The following is a 19,179-nucleotide window of genomic DNA, read 5'->3' as shown; positions in this document are numbered from 1 at the left end:
CCGCCGGAGTGATCCGGCGGGGGCTGTGTTCTGCTGCGGAAGGCCGCAGGATGCTGCGGGACGCCGCGGGATACAGCGGGATGCTGCGGGACGCGGGACCGGGAACTACTTCCCGGTCTCCTTCTCGTACGCCTTGAGGACCTCGGCCGTCGGGCCGTCCATCAGCAGCTCGCCCTTCTCCAGCCACAGGACCCGGTCACAGGTGTCCCTGATCGAGCCCAGGCTGTGGCTGACCAGGAAGACCGTGCCCGCGTGCTGCCGGAGCTCGCGGATGCGCTCCTCGGAGCGGATCTGGAACTTGCGGTCACCGGTGGCCAGCGCTTCGTCGATCATGAGGACGTCGTGGTCCTTGGCCGCGGCGATGGAGAAGCGGAGCCGGGCGCCCATACCGGAGGAGTACGTACGCATCGGCAGGGTGATGAAGTCACCCTTCTCGTTGATGCCGGAGAAGTCGACGATCTCCTGGTAGCGCTCGCGGACCTCCTCGCGGGACATGCCCATGGCCAGGCCGCCGAGGATGACGTTCCGCTCTCCGGTCAGATCGCCCATGAGCGCGGCGTTCACGCCGAGCAGGGAGGGCTGGCCGTCGGTGTACACCTTGCCGCTCTCGGTCGGCAGCAGGCCGGCGATGGCGCGCAAGAGGGTCGACTTGCCGGAGCCGTTGGTTCCGATCAGGCCGATCGCCTCACCGCGGTACGCGGTGAAGGAGACGCCGCGTACGGCGTGGACCTTGCGGACACCGCGGGACTCACCCTTGTCACGGCGGAGTATCCGGCTCAGGGCCGCGGTCGCGCTGCCCTTGCCGCCGCTGCCGCCGTGGACCCGGTACACGATGTGCACCTCGTCGGCGATGACGGTGGGGATGCGCTCCTGCACGATGTCCTCAGCCACGTCCATACCGCTCCTCCGCCTTCCAGAAGTACACAAAGCCGGCGACGCCGAAGAGAACCGCCCACAGGAGGCCGGCGAGCCAGACGTGCGAGGGCAGATTGGACGAGCCGTAGCCGTCGATCAGCGCGAAACGGACCAGGTCCATGTAGATCGCCGCCGGGTTGTAGCCGAGTACGTCCGCGATCCAGGCCGGCTTGTCCTTCAGCATGACAGGGATGGAGTACATGACACCCGAGGCGTACATCCAGGTCCGCATGATGAACGGCATCAGCTGGGCCAGGTCGGGCGTATTGCTGCCCAGCCGCGCCATGATCAGGGCGATGCCGATGTTGAAGACGAACTGCATGGCCAGCGCGGGCACGATCAACAGCCAGCTGAGCGACGGGTAGCTGCCGAAGGCCGCCGCGATGACGAAGAGCACGGTCATCGAGAACAGCAGCTGCTGAAGCTGCTGAAGCGCGAAGGAGATCGGCAGTGCCGCCCGGGGGAAGTGCAGTGCCCGTACCAGCCCGAGATTGCCCGAGATGGCGCGGACACCGGCCATCACCGAGGTCTGCGTGAAGGTGAAGACGAAGACGCCCGTCACCAGGAACGGAATGAAGACATCGTTGGAGATGCCCTTCCTCGTCCCCAGGATGAGCCCGAAGATCAAGTAGTACACGGCCGCGTTCAGCAGCGGTGTCACCACCTGCCAGAGCTGGCCGAGCTTGGCCTGGCTGTACTGGGCGGTCAGCTTCGCCGAGGCGAAGGCCACGATGAAGTGGCGGCGGCCCCAGAGCTGCCTGACGTACTCGATGAGCCCCGGTCGGGCACCGCTCACCGACAGGCCGTACTTGCCGGCCAGCTCCGCCGGTGTCAGTCCGGCGTCGGGAGATGGCGGAGCGCTCGTCGCGATCGCACCGTCATGGGTTGTGTCACTCACAAGTTGAAACTTTCGTGTTCAAGATGCGTGGCAGATGGGCGCTCAGGTTGCGGCCAGACCCGGGTACGCCCGATGCTCTCAGACCTGGGCCTGTCAGACGACAGGCGGTCGGCCCAGTCGGGTCAGCCGCCATACCGTACGCCACTTCATGGGGCGGCGGGGCCCGCACGGAGTGGTCCAGCCCTCCTTGAATCCGGAGAACCAGGCTTTGAGCGCCGGGACGGTGGGCCGCCTCAGGAGAGTGAGGAGAATCCACACCCCGAGGTAGACCGGCACCAGAGGCGCGGGGAGGTTGCGGCGCGCCAGCCAGACCCGGTTGCGGGCCACCATGCGGTGGTAGACCGCGTGCCGCGACGGCGGCATGGTCGGGTGGAACAGCACCATGTCGGAGCGGTAGTCGATCATCCAGCCGGCGTCCAGGGCACGCCAGGCGAGATCGGTCTCCTCGTGCGCGTAGAAGAACTCGTCCGGGAGTCCGCCGACCTGGGCGAGGACCTTCGTACGGACCGCGTTGGCACCGCCGAGGAAGGTCGTCACACGCGAGGAGCGCATCGGGTCGGAGGCCCGCAGCCGCGGGACGTGGCGCCGCTGAGTGAGCCCGGTCTCCGGGTCGGCGATGCGGAAGCTGACGATGCCGAGGCCGGGGTCCTCCGAGAACGCCCGGCGGACCAGTTCGGCGGTGTCCGTGTTCGGCAGCAGGCCGTCGTCGTCGAGGAACAGCAGGACGTCGACGTCGGTGCCGGACGGGCCGAAGGCCTCGATGCCGACGTTGCGGCCGCCGGGGATGCCCAGATTGTCCGGCAGATCGACCGAGCGGACTCCGTCGGGGAGGCCGGTGACCGGTGCGCCGTTGCCGACGACGACCACGTCCACCGGGTCGCCCTCCTGCTTGGCGACCGAGTCGATCAGGGCACGCAGATCGTCGGGCCGGTTGCCCATGGTGATGATGACGGCGCCGAGCTTCATGGTGCTCATCCGCTCACCTCAGCCTGCTGGACGCGAGGACGGACACCAGGTGCAGCACGGTCTGCAGCATGGCGATACCGGCCAGCACCGCGACGCCGAGGCGGGAGAAGAACAGGTCGCCTTGGACCTGGTCGAGGATCGCCAGCACCAGGATGAGCAGGGAGGCCTCGATGCCGAGGACCAGCCGGTGGAACTTCAGCGCGGCAGCAGCCCGGCGGGCGAGCGCCATGCCGGACGAGCGCGGCTCGGCCGCCGCGTCCTTGACCGGCTCCATCCCGGCCTGGTGCCGGGCGACGCCGACCAGGTCGGTCTCGGCCTTGATCAGGATCGCGCCGAGCCCGGCGAGGGTGCCGAGGAACGCCCACAGCCAGTCGATCTGCCCACTGCCCCACAGGTCGGCGGAGCGCAGGCCGAAGCCGACCAGGACCGCCGCGTCGCACAGGTAGGCACCGACCCGGTCCAGGTAGACGCCGGAGAGGGAGTACTGCTTCTTCCAGCGGGCGACCTCGCCGTCCACGCAGTCCAGCAGCAGGTAGAGCTGGACCATCACCACGCCGAGGACGGCTCCCCAGATGCCCGGCACCAGCAGGGCCGGCAGGGCCAGTACACCGGCCAGGGTCATCAGGTAGGTCAGCTGGTTCGGCGTGACCTTGGTGCCGACCAGGACGCGGGTGATGCGCAGGGAGATCTCGCGCATGTACAGGCGGCCGCCCCAGTGCTCGCCGCTGCGCCGGTCCTTGACACCGGCCGGGTGCACGACCGGGCGGAGTTCAGCTACGGATGGTCTTGGCATAGTCGGCGTACGCGTCCCTGATCTGATCGGTGGACAGGTCGAGGTGCTCGAGGATGGTGAAGCGTCCGGGGCGGGTCTGCGGCGCGTACTCCACGGCGCTGACGAACTCGTCCGCGGAGAAGCCGATCTCCTCGGGCAGCACCGGCAGGCCGTGCTTGCGGAGCACTTCGGCGAAGAGCCCGGACGCCTCGCGGGCGCCGCGCAGATGCATCGCGAAGGCGGCGCCCATTCCGACCTGCTCACCGTGGAGCGCGCAGCGCTTGGGGTACAGCAGGTCGAAGGCGTGGCTGATCTCGTGGCAGGCACCGGACGAGGGCCGGGTGTCGCCACTGATCGACATGGAGATACCGGTCAGGACGAGCCCCTCGGCCAGCACCGTGAGGAAGCCGTCGTCGCCGACGCCACCGGGGTGGCGCAGGACGGACTCGCCGGCGGTACGCGCCATGGCGGCGGCCAGTCCGTCGACCGGCTCGCCGGTGATGCGGTGCGACAGCTCCCAGTCGGCGATGGCCGAGATGTTGGAGATCGCGTCGCCGATACCGGCCCGGACGAACCGGACCGGGGCCTCACGGATGACGTCGAGGTCGATGACCACGGCGATCGGCGTGGGGACGCCGTACGAACCGCGACCGTTGTCGTTGTCGAGCGTCGCGACCGGCGAGCACAGCCCGTCGTGTGCGAGGTTCGTGGCCACGGCCACCATGGGCAGGCCGAGGCGCGCCGCGGCGTACTTCGTCACGTCGATGATCTTGCCGCCGCCGAGACCGACGACCGCGTCGTACCGCTTGCCCTTGATGTCGTCGGCGAGCTTGACCGCGGAGTCGATCGTGCCGTCGGCGACCTCGTACCAGTCGGCGCCCGGCAGCACCGGGGCGAGCCGCTCGCACAGCGCCTGGCCGGAGCCGCCGCTTATCGCGAAGGCGAGCCGGCCGGAGCTGGAGATCCGCTGGTCGGCGAGGAGACCGGCCAGGTCGTCCAGCGCGCCCGGGCGGATGTCGACGACGACCGGCGACGGGATGAGCCGGGTCAGTACTGGCACGCGATCTCCCGGCCCTTGGCGAGGTCGTCGTGGTTGTCGATCTCGACCCACTTCACGTCGCCGATCGGCGCCACGTCGATCCGGAAGCCGCGGTTCACGAGCTCCTGGTAGCCGTCCTCGTAGTAGAGGTCGGGGTCGCGCTCGAAGGTGGCCTTCAGGGCGTCGGCGAGCTCCTCGGCGGCGTCGGGCTCGATGAGGGTGACGCCGATGTACTCGCCGGTGGCGGTGGCCGGGTCCATCAGCTTGGTGATCTTCTGCACGCCCTTGCCGTCGGCGGTGATCACCTTCATCTCCTCGTCGGCGAGGTGCTTCACCGCGTCGAGGGCGAGGATGATCCGCCGGCCGTCGCCGCGGGCGGCGAGCAGCGTCTTCTCGACGGAGACCGGGTGGACGGTGTCGCCGTTGGCGAGGATCACGCCCTGCTTGAGGACGTCACGGGCGCACCACAGGGAGTAGGCGTTGTTCCACTCCTCGGCCTTGTCGTTGTCGATCAGGGTGAGCTTGAGGCCGTACGTGGCCTCGAACTCGTCCTTGCGCGCGTACACGGCTTCCTTGCGGTAGCCGACGACGACGGCGACCTCGGTGAGGCCGATCTCACTGAAGTTCTTCAGCGTCAGGTCGAGGACCGACAGGGCTGCCCCGTCCTGTTCGGGGCCTACCGGCACGAGGGCCTTCGGAAGCGTGTCGGTGTAGGGACGCAGACGCCGTCCGGCACCGGCTGCCAGTACGAGGCCGATCATGCGGGTTCTCCTTCGTCATGTACGGCGGGTGCTCCGGAGGACACCCAGAAGCGGATGGACTCCACGAGCACCACGAGTGCCACGGCGACCGCGAGGACCGTCAGCGCGATCGTGAACTGCGGGGCGCCGAGCAAGGCGGCGAGCAGTGCGACCGCCAGGGTCCGCCCCTCGTGCCCGCCGACCGCACGGACCAGCCAGTGCGGGGGCGCGCCGGTGCCGCCGCGGATGCGGTACACCGTGTCGTAGTGATGGTAGGCGACCGCGGCCACCAGCCCGAAAGCCGCTGGAAGGGCACCGTCCACATCGGCCCGGACGGCGAGCAGCAGGATCGTTCCGTATTCGGCGGCGCGGAAGACCGGGGGCACGAGCCAGTCGAGGGAGCCCTTGAGTGGGCGGGCGACGGCGAGGCCCGAGGTCAGGGCGTAACCGAAGGCGGCGACGACCGGCCAGGGGCTGCCGTACGGCGTGAGCCAGGCGGTGGCGGTCACCGCGACCGCGCCCAGCGCGGCGATCGCCACGGGGGCGATCGACGGCAGCCTGCGGGCCACGCCCTTGAACGCTCCCGCGAAACCCTCGGCGAGCGGTCCGGAGTCGGCGAGGTCCGCGAGCGCCCGCGCGGCGCGGTCGGTCCTCCCCCAGAGCTTCGCCTGGGAGGTGCCCCCAGCCTTGCGCGTGAGCGAGCGCAGCACCCGGCCCGCGGTGGTGTACGTGGCGGCGAAGGCACAGCCGATGAGCAGCGCGTAGAAGACGATGCGGGGCGTGGCCACGGCCGTCAGTACGGCGATCATGGCCCAGCGCTCGCCGATCGGCAGCACGATCATGCGGCGCACCCAGACCGTCCAGCCGACGCTGTCGAGCTTGTCGGAGAGGGCGGCGGTGGGGCTCGTGTTGGACACCGCGTCGTGGTTCGCCTCGTTGAAGGAGAAGTCCACGACGTGGCGGCAGGTCTGCAGCACCATCGCGCCGAGGGCCAGGGCCCAGACGTCGTCCCCTCCGGCGGATGCGCCGAGCGCGAGGCCCGCGTAGAACGCGTACTCCTTGGCCCGGTCGAAGGTGGCGTCGAGCCAGGCGCCCATCGTCGAGTACTGCAGGGAGTAGCGGGCGAGCTGCCCGTCGGTGCAGTCCAGGACGAAGGAGAAGAGGAGCAGCACGCCTGCGGCGACGTATCCGCCGCGCGTACCCGTGGCGGCACAGCCGGCCGCTATCAGCGCGGTGATCAGCGAAGCGGTGGTGACCTGGTTGGGGGTCAGTCCGCGGCGCGCGCACCAGCGGGCGATGTAGCGCGAGTACGGGCTGATGAAGAACGTGGTGAAGAAGCCGTCGCGAGCCTTCACGGCGGACCGCAGCCGTACGGCCTCGTCATCGACGGCGGCGACGGCCTGCCGGGCCTCGTTACGGGCCTGGGCGTCGCCGGGCACGGTCGCGACGAGCGACCCCAGCTCGGGCCGGTGCGGCGTGACGCCCTCGGCATCGATCGACTCGGCGACCGCGTCGGCCTGCACGGGCGTGCCAGTGGCTGCGCGCAGCGCGGCCAGCAGCGCGCTGCGCGCCTCCGGCTGGGCCGTGACCGCGCCGGGGACCGCGGAGGCGGGGAAGCGGGGGTCCGTCAGGCCGAGGCGGAGGGCGTGGACGTGACCGACGAAGCGGGGGTCCACGAGGGCGACGCGCTCGGCGGCCGGTGCCGCGGCGAGCAGCTCCGCGGTCTCGTCGGCGCTCGAGGCGACGCGTACGTCGAAGCCCAGCGACCGCAGATCGCCTTCGAGCGGCGATCCGGGTACCGGCGGACCGGTGAGGATTGCGGTCGGCAGACGGACTCACTCCTTGGCGCTGAACAGGTGGGTGTACACGGCGGCTCGGCCCGGGACCCGGGCGGCGGCACGTCGGCAGAGGCTATCGGATGAACGGAAACGCGAGTTCACCGAGGTTTCCCGGTGACGACACTCCCGCTCACCCCTGCGGCCTTCTGCTACGGCTGGGCATCCCTGCCACAGCCGGGCCGCCGGGGCGCGGACCGAGATCATCATCGTCGATCAGTGCCTCGCCCCACAAACCGCGGCGGGAGGCGCCGAGTGCTCGTCTTCCGGATCAGGCCGGATCAGTGAGCGGGTCTGGTGCCTGCGAGGGTGCGCGCCAGGGCACGCGAGCCCGGCAAGGTCTGGAGGACAGGCCTAGGGCCGGTCCGGTGGATCAGGCTGGATCAGCGAGCGCCCGCCGCGAAGCGGCTGATGTCACTGATGCGGCTTCGGATCCAAGGCGGAGGATGGGGGTCCCCCCGCCGAAGGCAGGGGGAGAGTCATGGCGGAGCCATGCCGACTGACGACTGGGGGCACCTCCCGGGCCCGCAGGGCCCAGGGGGAGCAGGAGACGGAGTCGCAGGGCGTCGCGAGCCCGGCAAGATCCACCGGACAGGCCCTAGGGTGGCGGGCATGACATGGCTGATCACAGGTGGGGCGGGGTACATCGGGGCGCACGTGGCGCATGCCATGGCGGGGGCCGGGGAGCGGGTGGTCGTGCTCGACGACGTGTCGACGGGGATTCCCGGGCGGCTGCCCGAGGGGGTGCCGCTGGTGCACGGATCGCTGCTGGACCGGGAGCTGCTGGACCGTACGCTCGCCGGGCACGCGGTCACGGGAGTCGTGCACCTGGCGGCGAAGAAGCAGGTCGGCGAGTCCGTCGAGCAGCCGCTGCGCTACTACCGGGAGAACGTGCACGGACTGACCGTGCTGCTGGAGGCCGTCGCCGCCGCGGACGTGAAGCGGTTCCTCTTCTCGTCGTCCGCCGCCGTGTACGGGGTGCCCGATGTGGATCTCATCACGGAGGACACCCCCGCCGTACCGATCAATCCGTACGGGGAGACAAAGCTCACGGGCGAGTGGCTGGTGCGCGCGACGGGACGGGCGCACGGCATCGCCACCGCCTGTCTGCGGTACTTCAATGTCGCGGGCGCGGCCCGGCCGGAGCTCTCCGACACCGGGGTCTTCAACATCATCCCGATGTTCTTCGACCGGATCAGCCGCGGTGAGGCCCCGCGGATCTTCGGCGACGACTACCCCACGCCGGACGGCACCTGCATCCGTGACTACATCCATGTCGCCGATCTGGCCGACGCGCATCTGACGGTGGCCCGCCGGCTGGCCGGCCAGAACGGCGCCGGGGATCTGACCGTGAACATCGGGCGGGGCGAAGGGGTGTCGGTGCGCGAGCTCGCCGGGCTCGTCGCCGAGGTGACCGGCCACGGCACGCCCGCGGTCGTCGGGCCGCGTCGGCCCGGGGACGCCGCGCGGGCCGTCGCCTCGGTCGACCGGATCGGCGAGGAGCTGGGCTGGACGGCCTCGCGCGGGGTGCGCGAGATGGTCGAGTCGGCGTGGGAGGGCTGGCTGCTGCGCCATCCCGAGGCGGCTGCCCGCTGATCGTCACGAGGCTCTGACCTGCATACATAACCGCAGGTCAGAGCATATGACAACGGTGTTCACCTTCGTGTTGCCCCATACCCCCCACCCGTAGTTGACTGGCCATTCGGGCAGATCATTCAGACGATCCGGGAGGCGTCCTGATGGGGGCTGGGCACGACCACGGACACACGCACGGCGCTCCGCCGACGGGCACCGCGACCGCCGCCTACAAGGGCCGGCTGCGGATCGCCCTCGGCATCACGCTGGGCGTGATGACCGTGGAGATCGTCGGTGGGATCGTCGCGGACTCGCTCGCCCTGATCGCCGACGCCGCCCATATGGCCACGGACGGCCTCGGCCTGGCGATGGCCCTGCTGGCGATCCACTTCGCGGCCCGTCCGGCCGACGCCAGTCGCACCTACGGCTTCGCCAGGGCCGAGATCCTCGCCGCGCTCGCGAACTGTCTGCTGCTGCTCGGGGTCGGCGGCTTCCTGCTGTACGAGGCGGTGCAGCGTTTCATCACCCCGGTCGAGACCAGGGGCGGCATCACCATCGCCTTCGCCCTCGTCGGCCTGGTCGCGAACATGGTGTCGCTGTCCCTGCTGATGCGGGGCCAGAAGGAGAGCCTCAACGTACGCGGCGCGTATCTGGAGGTCCTGGCGGACGCGCTCGGTTCGGTGACCGTGCTGGTCTCGGCGTGCATCATCCTGGCCACCGGCTGGCAGGCGGCCGACCCGATCGCCTCCCTGGTCATCGGCCTGATGATCGTGCCGCGCACCGTCAAGCTGCTGCGGGAGACGCTGAACGTGCTGCTGGAGGCGGCGCCGAAGGGCGTCGACATGGCCGAGGTGCGCGAGCACATACGGGCCCTGCCCGGCGTCGAGGACGTCCACGATCTGCACGCCTGGACGATCACCTCCGGGATGCCGGTGCTCTCGGCACATGTGGTGGTGGCACAGGACTTCCTGGACGCGATCGGACACGAGAAGATGCTGCACGATCTGCAGGGCTGCCTCGGGTCGCACTTCGATGTCGAACACTGCACGTTCCAACTGGAGCCCACCGGCCATGCGGAGCACGAGGCCGGTTTCTGTCACTGACGGCTGCTACATTCGTGCGAAGCCGTGATCTTGAGAGGAGCTGGGGTTGATGACCGTCGCAGAAGTCGCTGCCGTGCGCAGCGCCCGGTCCGTCATCGACCTCCGGGCTCCCGGTCGACCTGATTCCGTACGCTGACCTGATCCCGTACGTCGGCCGGGGCCCGCTCACTCAAAGGGTTTCCCACGTTGTCCGACAACGACCAGTACGACGCATTCTTCTCGCTTCACCACGGCCTGCCCCGGCAGGGTCCCGGCTCCGACGACACCACCCGCCGGCTGCTGGCGCTCGTGGGCCGGCTGCCGTCCCGTCCACGCGTGCTCGATCTGGGCTGCGGCCCGGGCCGTTCCGCGCTGCTGCTGGCCGCGGAGGCCGGCGCCGACGTGACGGCCGTGGATCTGCACGAACCGTTCCTCGACGAGCTGCGGCGCGCGGCCGACGCCCGCGGGCTCGGCGACCGGATCCGTACCGTCAACGCCGACATGGGCGAACTGCCCTACCCGGACGGGTCGTTCGACCTGATCTGGGCCGAGAGCTCGGCGTACTCGCTCGGTTTCGACGCGGCCCTGCGCAGCTGGCGGCGGCTGCTCGCAGCCGGCGGCGCGCTCGTCGTCACCGAGTGCGAGTGGACCTGGGACGATCCGAGCCCGGAGGCCCGCGACTTCTGGGAGCAGCACTGCACGCTGCGCACACCGGCTGAGAACGCGGCCGCCGCGGTCGCGGCCGGCTACCACGTCCTCGGCGTGTACCGCCAGCCCGAGAGCGACTGGGCGGAGTACTACGGACCGCTCGGTGAGCGGGCCGATGCCGCCGATCCGACGGCTCCCGGCATGGGGCCGGCGCTCGCTTCCACCCGGGCCGAGATCGCCATGCGGCGCGACCACGGCGCGGAGTACGGCTACGCCGGCTACGTTCTGCGGCCGGCCGGCACGCGCCGGGGGACCCTCCCCGAGTGCTTCGACGGGGGGTACCCCCAGTGACGGACGCCGTGATCGCGGCCGTGCACGCCGTCGACGCCGCGGCGTTCCCCACGGAGGAAGAGGCCCACGGAGGAAGAGGCTCCCGGCTGGGGATCCGGCCCGGGTTCGAGGTGCTCGACGAGGCCATGACGGCTCTGGTCCAGGACGGTTCCACGGCTCTGCCGAAGGGCATGATCCACTACCCGGGGACTCTCGGAGTCTGACTCCGCCGTCCGTGCCCCGCTGCACTCCTGCGCGGCGGGGCACGGACATGCCCAGGGCGGCGAAGTGCGGACAAGCCGCTTTTGTACGGCAGACTGAGGGAGCCCCCGCTGGGCCGAGGACCGAAGCGAAGGATGGCTATGCCGACCACACCCGCCACTGCGACGAACAGCTCGCCGAACGGCACCAAGCAGCCGATCTTGCTCGAACTGGTCGACGAGAGCGGCAATACCATCGGCACCGCGGAGAAGCTCTCCGCCCATCAGGCACCCGGGCGGCTGCACCGGGCGTTCTCCGTGTTCCTCTTCGACGAGCAGGGGCGGCTGCTGCTCCAGCGCCGCGCATCGGAGAAGTACCACTCCCCCGATGTCTGGTCGAACACGTGCTGCGGCCACCCGTACCCGGGCGAGGCGCCGTTCACCGCCGCCGCCCGCCGTACGCACGAGGAGCTGGGCATCTCGCCGTCGCTGATGGCCGAGGCGGGCACGGTCCGCTACAACCACCCGGACCCGGCCTCGGGCCTGGTCGAGCAGGAGTACAACCACCTTTTCGTGGGCATGGTGCAGGCTCCGCTGCGCCCGGACCCGCAGGAGGTCGGGCAGACGGCGTTCGTGACCGCGGCCGAGCTGGCCGAACGGCATGCGCGGGACACCTTCTCCGCGTGGTTCATGACGGTGCTGGACGCGGCGCGCCCGGCGATCAGGGAGCTCACGGGGCCCGCCGGCGGCTGGTGACCGTAACCGGGCGCACCCCCGGTGAGCCGCTCCGCCGGCTACAGAGACGCCGCGCCGCTCACGGGGGCGAGCGGCAGCGCGGCCCAGACGATCTTTCCGCCGCCCGCGGTGTGCTCCACATCGCACTCGCCGCCCGCCTCCCGGGTGACTTCCTTGACGAGCAGCAGCCCGCGGCCGCCGGTCTGGGCGGAGTCGCTCTCCAGGGCCTTGGGCCGGTACGGGTGGTTGTCCTCGACAGCCACCCGGATCCACTCCGGCCCGATCGCCACCTCGACGGCGACCTCGGGCGACAGCAGAGCCGCGTGCCGTACGGCGTTCGTGACCAGTTCGGACACGATCAGCAGGAGTCCTTGCAGGACGTCGTCGTGGACCGGCACGCCCTGGCGGTGGATCAGATCGCGGACGGCGTGCCGGGCCTGCGGCACCGACACATCGAGCGCGGGTGCGGTGAACCGCCAGACGCCTTCGTACGACAGTGGCCGGGCCGGGACGCTCCCGGGGCTCTCCATAGTCCCGCACCCACCCTCGTGATACGTCGCTGGGAACCGTTGAGTATCGAGTGTTGGGAACGTGTTGGTCCGGACCGGGCTGCTGAACAGAAGTCAGCCCCTATCGACAGAATCTGACCAGGTGGGTATGACAGCGTCAGTTCTTCGACTGATCTTGATCTTCTTGTGTCGGCTTCGCTGACACGACGGTGTCCTCGGCCATACCGACGACGCTGCGGCCGCCGATGCCGATCGCGATCAGCCCGAGCCCGTCGAAGAGCAGCGCCAGCGAGAAGAAGGTCCCCAGCACATAGCGGCTGCTCTCGGGCCAGTTCGCGAGCACAAGGATGCCGAGGAGCAGGCCGAACGCGCCCTGCACCAGGGTCCACCCGAACTGCGGACCGCGTACCACCAGGCTGCCCACCAGCCGGAACAGCCCACCGGTCAGGAACAGCAGCGCGGCGAACATGGTCAGCGCCTCCGCGCTGCCCTGCGGGTGCCGCAGGACGACCACACCGGCCGCGATGTTGAGCGCGGCGACCACCACGCCGAGCCAGAAGAAGTTCGTGCCGCGCGATTCGATCGCGTGCAGCAGTCCGACGATACCGCCGATCAGCAGCAGCCAGCCGAAGAGCAGCATCGAGGTCAGGGTCGCGACGCCGACGTAGACGAGCCCGACGAGCCCGGCGAGCACGAGAACGACGCCGAGCACAGCCAGCCAGCCGAAGCTCCGGCGGAGCTTCCTGCTCTCGTGGGTGGGACCGGTCATGAGTGCCTCCTCGTCGCACCCCCTTCTTGATCTTAAGTACCGGCGGGGCGGATAGCATCCGGCGCATGGACCGCATGGACCGCATGGACCCGCAGTTGCAGCACACCGTCGTGGACGGGGTCGCCACCGTCGTCATCAGTCACTCCGCCAAGCGAAACGCGATGACGGCCGGGATGTGGCGGTCGCTGCCCGTCCTGCTGGAGGGCCTGGCGCACGACCCGGAGGTACGGGCGCTGGTGCTGACCGGCGCCGGGACCACGTTCTGCGCCGGCGCCGACATCTCCTCGCTGCGCGAGCGGGCCGGCACCGGGGAGGAGCCACAGAGCCTGGCCGTACAGGCCGAGGAGGCGCTCGCGGCCTTTCCCAAGCCGACCCTGGCGGCGGTGCGCGGGTACTGCGTGGGCGGCGGCTGCCAGCTGGCCGCGGCCTGCGATCTGCGGTTCGCCGAGGAGGGGGCCTCCTTCGGGATCACCCCGGCGAAACTGGGGATCGTGTACCCGGCGTCCTCGACCAGGCGGCTGGTGTCCCTGGTGGGGCCGGCGACCGCGAAGTACCTGCTGTTCTCCGGGGAGTTGATCGGCACCGAGCGGGCGCTGCGGACCGGACTGGCGGACGAGGTGCTGCCGGAGGGCGAACTGGGCAAACGGGTCGCCGAGTTCACGCGCGTGCTGACGTCCCGCTCACAGCTGACGCAGGCCGCGGCGAAGGAGTTCGCGTCCGGCCGCACCGACCGGGACGCGTACTGGGCGGAGCAGGCACGCGCCGGCGGCGACACCGCGGAGGGGGTCGCCGCCTTCCTGGAGCGCAGGCCGCCGCGCTTCACCTGGAGCGTGTGAAGGTCACCGGCCGCCGGCCCGGACCGTGTCGTCGGAAGCCCCCCGCGCCCGCCAGTACGAGACGATCTCCGCCGGCGCCTTGTCCGGCGAGCCCGCGTCGTACGGCGGCTGCGGGTCGTATTCGGTCAGCAGCTGGATCTTCTGGGCGATCTCGTCGCCCGCGATCCGGCCGATCAGGTGCAGGGCCATGTCGATGCCGGACGAGACTCCTGCGGCCGTGACGTACTTGCCGTCGAAGACGACCCGCTCGCCGGTCGCCTCGGCACCCAGGAGGCCGAGCGTCTCGAGCACCAGCCAGTGGCTGGTGGCCCGGCGGCCCTTGAGCAGGCCCGCGCCTGCCAGCACCAGGGAGCCCGAGCACACCGAGGTGGTCCACGTGCTGGTGGCGTCCACCGTGCGCAACCACTCCAGGACGGTCTCGTTCTGCATGGCCTGCCGTGTGCCGCGGCCGCCGGGGACGAGGACGATGTCCGGGGCCGTCACCTCGGCGAGGGTGCGGTCGGCCACGAGGGTCAGGTTGCCCTGGTCGTTGCGCACGGGGCCCGCCTCCTCGGCGACGAGGACCGTTTCGGCGCCGGGCATCCGGCTGAGCAGTTCGAACGGGCCGACGGCATCGAGGCTGGTGAACTCGTCGTAGAGCAGGATCGCGATCTGCATGTCGGTCACTTTCAGTAGTGAGTGGTCAGTGTCAGTGGTCAGGGGCAGTGCTCAGGGGCCAGGGGCCAGTGGGCAGTCGTCAGTGGTCAGGCGCCAGGCGCCAGGCGCCAGGCGTCAGGGGACGGGTACGTGGAACCGGCGGCGGTATTCGGCCGGGGCCGCTCCGAGCGTCTTCACGAAGGAGCGGCGCATCGCCTCGGGAGTGCCGTATCCGCAGGCGCGCGAAATCTCCTCGATGCCGTCGCCGGTGTCCTCGAGCAGCCGTCGGGCGTGCTCCAGCCGGAACCGGTCGACGTACTTGCCCGGGGTCATGCCGGTCTCCGCGCGGAAGGCCCGGGCGAACTGACGGGGCGAGAGCCGGGCGCGGCGGGCGAGCTCCTCGACGGACAGATCGCCGTCGGGGTGTTCGCTGATCCACTGCTGCACCTCGCGGAGCGGTTCGCGCTGGGCGGTCTGGGCGGCGAGCTGGGCGCTGAACTGCGACTGATTGCCGGGGCGGCGCAGGAAGACCACGAGATGGCGGGCGATGTTCAGAGCGGTCTCGCGCCCGAGATCCTCCTCGATCAGGGCGAGCGCGAGGTCGATCCCTGCGGTGACGCCGGCGGAGGTGGCAAGGTTTCCGTCCCGCACGAAGATCGGCTCGGGGTCGACCTCGACAGCGGGGTAGGTGCGGGCGAGATGGTCGCAGACGGACCAGTGGGTGGTCGCACGGTGTCCGTCGAGCAGCCCGGCCTCGGCGAGCAGCAGGGCACCGGTGCAGACGGAGACCAGCCGTTCGGCGCGCGGGGCGCGTGCGCGCAGCCATTCGATCAGCTCGGGGTCGGGGCGGCGGGTGCCCTCGCCGCCCGGGACGATCAGGGTGTGCACCGGGCCCGCGTCACCGAGGCCGCCGTCGGGGACGAGGGTGAGCCCGCTGGAGGTGCGGACCGGCTCGCCGTCGAGCGAGGCCGTGCGGATGCGGTACGTGAACGGGGTGCCCGAGTGCTTGTTGGCGCCGGCGAACACCTCCAGCGGGCCGGTCACGTCAAGGCTCTGCACGCCGTCGAAGAGCACGACGAGGACGGAACGTTCTGGCATGCATCCATCGTCGGGGCCGCCCGCAATGACCGCAATGACGTGCTCCCCACCTTTCCTGCCATCGAACGTTCCGGCCGGCGCCGCGCCCAGGGGCCCGGAGGGATGGCGCCTTCCGGGCTTCCCTGCGTACCGACCAGTCGGTAACGTGCGGTCCATGACCTCTCTGCCCCCGCGCGCGGGCCGCCGTTGCCACAACGCCGTCAACCCGCTGCACTCCACCCTGTACTTCTCGCCCGACTACGCGAAGGAGCTCGCCGGGATCGGCGTCGAGGACACGAGCGCCGCCTACTTCGCCGGGCGCGCGGCGGCCATGGGTGCGGTCGGCCCGGGCACCGTGGCCGCCACCTTCTACAACTTCAACCACGAACTGATCGCCCGGCACCTCCCGGCGGTATGGGACACCGCCTCGCCGGCCACCGTGCTCGCGGCCCGGCTGCGGGCCGCCGACGCGACGCTGCGCCGACTGCTCGGCGACGAGACGGTCGCCTCGCAGGAGATGGCGGAGGCCGCCCGGCTGGCACTGCGCGCCACGGAGGCCTGCACCCGGCACGCCCGTCCGCTCTACGCGGCGCACGCGGATCTGCCCGTGCCCGAGGAGCCGCACCTCGCCTACTGGCATGCCGCGACCCTGCTGCGCGAGCACCGCGGCGACGGCCATCTGACCGCGCTGCTGTCCGCCGGACTCGATCCCCTGGAGGCCCTGGTCAGCCACACCGCGACCGGCAAGGGCATGTCCCCGCGCTGGATCCTCGCCAGCCGTGGCTGGCGGCGCACCGACTGGGAGGCGGCTTCGGACCGGCTCCGCGAGCGCGGACTCCTCGACGCCGAGGGTGAACTGACCGCTGCGGGCTCTGCCCTGCGGGCGGAGGTGGAGGAGCACACCGACCGCCTCGACCTCGCCCCGTACGAGCACCTCGGCGCGGCGGGGGTCGAACGCCTCACCGAGCTGGCCCACGGTCTTCTGACCAAGGCCGTCGCCGCCGGTGCCTTCCCCGCGGGCCTGAGCGCCAAGGGCTGACGCCCCTTGGGCCCGATCCGCCGGACAGCACCCAGGGCCTGATCCAAAAGACAGGCCCTAGCGGGGCACCGCGACACGGCACCCGGCCACCCGGCAGAATGCAGGCGAAGAGGCCGCGCGGGCAGGGACCGCGATGCCGCGGGCCATGTCCGCGGGGCCTCCAAGCACAGCCAGCATCAGAAGGCGAGTCGGGGAACCGTGACGACGTCCATCGAAGGCAGGATCGCCGAGGAGCTCGGCGTACGGGAGCGGCAGGTGAAGGCGGCCGTCGAGCTGCTCGACGGCGGGTCGACCGTGCCGTTCATCGCGCGCTACCGCAAGGAAGCGACCGAGATGCTCGACGACGCGCAGCTGCGCACGCTCGAGGAGCGGTTGCGGTATCTGCGGGAGCTGGAGGAGCGGCGGACCGCGATCCTCGAGTCCGTACGTGAGCAGGGCAAGCTCACGGACGAGCTGGAGGCGCAGATCCGGGCCGCCGACACCAAGGCCCGCCTGGAGGACATCTATCTGCCCTTCAAGCCCAAGCGGCGCACCAAGGCGCAGATCGCCCGGGAGGCCGGTCTGGAGCCGCTCGCCGAGGGCCTGCTGGGCGACCCGTCGGTCGATCCGCTCGCGGCCGCGGCGGCGTTCGTCGACGCGGACAAGGGTGTCGCTGACCCGGCTGCCGCCCTGGAGGGCGCGCGGGCGATCCTCGCCGAGCGGTTCTCGGAGGACGCCGACCTCATCGGCGAGCTCCGGGAGCGGATGTGGACCCGCGGCCGGCTCGCGGCGAAGGTCCGGGACGGCAAGGAGGAAGCGGGCGCGAAGTTCGCCGACTACTTCGACTTCGCCGAGCCGTTCACCGAGCTGCCCTCGCACCGCATCCTGGCGATGCTCCGCGGCGAGAAGGAGGACGTGCTCTCGCTGGAGTTGGAGCCCGAGGAGCCGTCGGAGGAGCCCGGCCCGTCCACGTACGAGTCCATGGTCGCCCGGCGCTTCGACGTCGCCGACCGCGGCCGTCCGGCCGACAAGTGGCTCGCGGACACCGTGCGCTGGGCATGGCGGACCCGGATTCTCGTGCACCTCGGGATCGATCTGCGGCTGCGGCTCCGGACGGCCGCGGAGGACGAGGCGGTACGGGTCTTCGCGGCGAATCTGCGGGATCTGCTGCTCGCCGCGCCGGCGGGTACGCGGGCGACGCTGGGCCTCGACCCGGGCTTCCGTACGGGCGTGAAGGTGGCCGTCGTCGACGCGACCGGCAAGGTCGTCGCCACCGACACGATCTACCCGCACGTGCCCGCCAACAAGTGGGACGAGTCGCTGGCGAAGCTGGCGCGGCTCGCGAAGGAGCACGCGGTAGAGCTGGTCGCCATCGGCAACGGCACGGCGTCGCGCGAGACGGACAAGCTCGCCGGTGACCTCATCACCCGGCACCCGGAGCTGAAGCTCACCAAGGTGATGGTGTCGGAGGCGGGCGCGTCGGTGTACTCGGCGTCCGCGTTCGCCTCGCAGGAGCTGCCGGGCCTCGATGTGTCGCTGCGCGGCGCGGTGTCGATCGCGCGGCGGCTGCAGGACCCGCTCGCCGAACTGGTGAAGATCGACCCCAAGTCGATCGGCGTCGGCCAGTACCAGCACGATCTGTCCGAGGTGAAGCTGTCGCGCTCGCTGGACGCGGTCGTCGAGGACTGTGTGAACGGTGTCGGCGTCGACGTCAACACCGCTTCCACGCCGCTTCTTTCGCGCGTCTCGGGCATCGGCTCGGGGCTCGCCGAGAACATCGTGGCGCACCGCGACGCGAACGGTCCGTTCCGCTCCCGCAAGGAGCTCAAGGCCGTGGCGCGGCTCGGCCCGAAGGCGTACGAGCAGTGCGCGGGCTTCCTCCGGATCCGCGGCGGCGACGACCCGCTCGACGCGTCGAGCGTGCACCCCGAGGCGTATCCGGTGGTGCGGCGCATGGTGAAGACCACGGGCAGTGAGGTGGCGTCGCTGATCGGCAACACCGGGGTGCTGCGGTCGCTGCGCGCGGACGACTTCGTCGACGAGACCTTCGGTCTGCCGACGGTGACGGACATCCTGCGCGAGCTGGAGAAGCCGGGGCGCGACCCGCGGCCCGCGTTCAAGACGGCGACCTTCAAGGAGGGCGTCGAGAAGATCTCCGACCTGGCCTCCGGGATGGTGCTGGAGGGTGTCGTCACGAACGTGGCGGCGTTCGGCGCGTTCGTCGACATCGGCGTCCACCAGGACGGTCTCGTCCATGTGTCCGCGATGTCCCGGACCTTCGTCAAGGACCCGCGGGACGTGGTGAAGCCGGGCGACGTGGTGAAGGTGAAGGTCCTCGACGTCGACATCCCGCGCAAGCGGATCTCGCTGACGCTGCGGCTGGACGACGAGGCGGCGCCGCAGGCGTCCGGCGGCGGCCAGGGCCAGCGCCGTGAGCGCGGCCAGGGCGGCCGCCCGCCGCAGCAGCGTCAGGGCGGCGGCGGCCGTGACCGCCGCGGGTCCGGTGGTGGCGGCGGTGGCACCGGGCGGCAGGCCCCGGCCCCGGCGAACAGCGCGATGGCGGACGCCCTGCGCAAGGCGGGCCTGCTCGACCCGAAGC

Annotated in this window: 19 protein-coding genes; 8 read left to right on the top strand and 11 right to left on the bottom strand. The window is 70.8% G+C overall.

The window, feature by feature from the left end; all coding sequences use genetic code 11:
- Positions 1-105: 105 nt before the first annotated feature.
- The 7 genes from ACWGI8_RS12325 to ACWGI8_RS12295 form a co-directional block, all read right to left on the bottom strand.
- Positions 106-891, bottom strand: coding sequence for an ABC transporter ATP-binding protein (locus ACWGI8_RS12325; RefSeq protein WP_453660232.1), 786 nt, complete (start codon positions 889-891; stop codon positions 106-108).
- Positions 884-1,813: an ABC transporter permease gene (locus ACWGI8_RS12320; RefSeq protein WP_453660230.1), complete on the bottom strand. Its 930-nt coding sequence runs from the start codon at positions 1,811-1,813 to the stop codon at positions 884-886. The genes ACWGI8_RS12325 and ACWGI8_RS12320 overlap by 8 nt, the downstream gene beginning before the upstream one ends.
- Before the next feature lie 93 nt (positions 1,814-1,906).
- Positions 1,907-2,779 (bottom strand): glycosyltransferase family 2 protein, encoded by an 873-nt coding sequence (locus ACWGI8_RS12315; protein WP_453660246.1) that lies wholly within the window; start codon positions 2,777-2,779, stop codon positions 1,907-1,909.
- A 13-nt stretch (positions 2,780-2,792) separates the two neighbouring features.
- Positions 2,793-3,572 (bottom strand): CDP-alcohol phosphatidyltransferase family protein, encoded by a 780-nt coding sequence (locus ACWGI8_RS12310; protein WP_453660229.1) that lies wholly within the window; start codon positions 3,570-3,572, stop codon positions 2,793-2,795.
- Positions 3,550-4,611, bottom strand: coding sequence for an iron-containing alcohol dehydrogenase family protein (locus ACWGI8_RS12305; RefSeq protein WP_453660228.1), 1,062 nt, complete (start codon positions 4,609-4,611; stop codon positions 3,550-3,552). Before ACWGI8_RS12305 ends, ACWGI8_RS12310 begins: the two co-directional genes overlap by 23 nt.
- Positions 4,599-5,351: a phosphocholine cytidylyltransferase family protein gene (locus tag ACWGI8_RS12300; protein ID WP_453660227.1), complete on the bottom strand. Its 753-nt coding sequence runs from the start codon at positions 5,349-5,351 to the stop codon at positions 4,599-4,601. The genes ACWGI8_RS12305 and ACWGI8_RS12300 overlap by 13 nt, the downstream gene beginning before the upstream one ends.
- Positions 5,348-7,159 (bottom strand): DUF5941 domain-containing protein, encoded by a 1,812-nt coding sequence (locus ACWGI8_RS12295; RefSeq protein WP_453660245.1) that lies wholly within the window; start codon positions 7,157-7,159, stop codon positions 5,348-5,350. The genes ACWGI8_RS12300 and ACWGI8_RS12295 overlap by 4 nt, the downstream gene beginning before the upstream one ends.
- Positions 7,160-7,777: 618 nt before the next feature.
- Between ACWGI8_RS12295 and galE the strand changes: the two genes are divergently transcribed.
- From galE to idi, 5 genes are all read left to right on the top strand, one after another.
- Positions 7,778-8,761: a UDP-glucose 4-epimerase GalE gene (gene galE, locus ACWGI8_RS12290; RefSeq protein ID WP_453660226.1), complete on the top strand. Its 984-nt coding sequence runs from the start codon at positions 7,778-7,780 to the stop codon at positions 8,759-8,761.
- Positions 8,762-8,904: 143 nt separating this feature from the next.
- Positions 8,905-9,843 carry a cation diffusion facilitator family transporter gene (locus ACWGI8_RS12285; protein ID WP_453660225.1) on the top strand — a complete coding sequence of 313 codons (939 nt, stop codon included), beginning with the start codon at positions 8,905-8,907 and terminating at the stop codon, positions 9,841-9,843.
- Between the two features lie 186 nt (positions 9,844-10,029).
- The gene (locus ACWGI8_RS12280; RefSeq protein WP_453660224.1) at positions 10,030-10,821 is read left to right on the top strand and encodes a class I SAM-dependent methyltransferase; all 792 of its coding nucleotides are present in this window, start codon (positions 10,030-10,032) and stop codon (positions 10,819-10,821) included.
- Positions 10,818-11,024: a hypothetical protein gene (locus ACWGI8_RS12275; protein ID WP_453660223.1), complete on the top strand. Its 207-nt coding sequence runs from the start codon at positions 10,818-10,820 to the stop codon at positions 11,022-11,024. Before ACWGI8_RS12280 ends, ACWGI8_RS12275 begins: the two co-directional genes overlap by 4 nt.
- A gap of 138 nt (positions 11,025-11,162) precedes the next feature.
- Entirely contained in the window at positions 11,163-11,756 is a 594-nt protein-coding gene (gene idi / locus ACWGI8_RS12270) for an isopentenyl-diphosphate Delta-isomerase (RefSeq protein WP_453660222.1), read from the top strand.
- 38 nt (positions 11,757-11,794) lie between these two features.
- Here the strand turns inward: idi and ACWGI8_RS12265 are convergent, their stop codons facing one another.
- Both ACWGI8_RS12265 and ACWGI8_RS12260 read right to left on the bottom strand, forming a co-directional pair.
- The gene (locus tag ACWGI8_RS12265; protein ID WP_453660221.1) at positions 11,795-12,265 is read right to left on the bottom strand and encodes an ATP-binding protein; all 471 of its coding nucleotides are present in this window, start codon (positions 12,263-12,265) and stop codon (positions 11,795-11,797) included.
- 136 nt (positions 12,266-12,401) lie between these two features.
- A complete protein-coding gene (locus ACWGI8_RS12260; RefSeq protein ID WP_453660219.1) occupies positions 12,402-13,013 on the bottom strand; it encodes an HdeD family acid-resistance protein in 612 nt (203 codons plus the stop codon).
- Positions 13,014-13,096: 83 nt separating this feature from the next.
- Between ACWGI8_RS12260 and ACWGI8_RS12255 the strand changes: the two genes are divergently transcribed.
- On the top strand, positions 13,097-13,849 hold the full coding sequence (locus ACWGI8_RS12255; protein WP_453660243.1) for an enoyl-CoA hydratase/isomerase family protein: 753 nt from the start codon (positions 13,097-13,099) through the stop codon (positions 13,847-13,849).
- A 3-nt stretch (positions 13,850-13,852) separates the two neighbouring features.
- On the opposite strand, the gene ACWGI8_RS12250 is transcribed toward ACWGI8_RS12255, so the two are convergent.
- Both ACWGI8_RS12250 and ACWGI8_RS12245 read right to left on the bottom strand, forming a co-directional pair.
- Positions 13,853-14,506, bottom strand: a complete 654-nt coding sequence (locus ACWGI8_RS12250; protein ID WP_453660218.1) for a DJ-1/PfpI family protein — start codon at positions 14,504-14,506, stop codon at positions 13,853-13,855.
- 114 nt (positions 14,507-14,620) lie between these two features.
- Positions 14,621-15,583, bottom strand: coding sequence for a GlxA family transcriptional regulator (locus tag ACWGI8_RS12245; protein WP_453660216.1), 963 nt, complete (start codon positions 15,581-15,583; stop codon positions 14,621-14,623).
- A gap of 154 nt (positions 15,584-15,737) precedes the next feature.
- On the opposite strand from ACWGI8_RS12245, the gene ACWGI8_RS12240 reads away from it, so the two are divergent.
- Together ACWGI8_RS12240 and ACWGI8_RS12235 are read left to right on the top strand one after the other, a co-directional pair.
- The gene (locus ACWGI8_RS12240) at positions 15,738-16,601 is read left to right on the top strand and encodes an SCO6745 family protein (RefSeq protein ID WP_453660215.1); all 864 of its coding nucleotides are present in this window, start codon (positions 15,738-15,740) and stop codon (positions 16,599-16,601) included.
- Positions 16,602-16,799: 198 nt separating this feature from the next.
- Positions 16,800-19,179 (top strand): Tex family protein (locus tag ACWGI8_RS12235; protein WP_453660214.1); only part of this gene is annotated, 2,380 nt, incomplete at its 3' end.

Source organism: Streptomyces sp. NPDC054841, from assembly GCF_053611045.1.
Note: the sequence above shows the minus strand (reverse complement) of the source record. Positions and strands in the feature narration are given on the sequence as shown.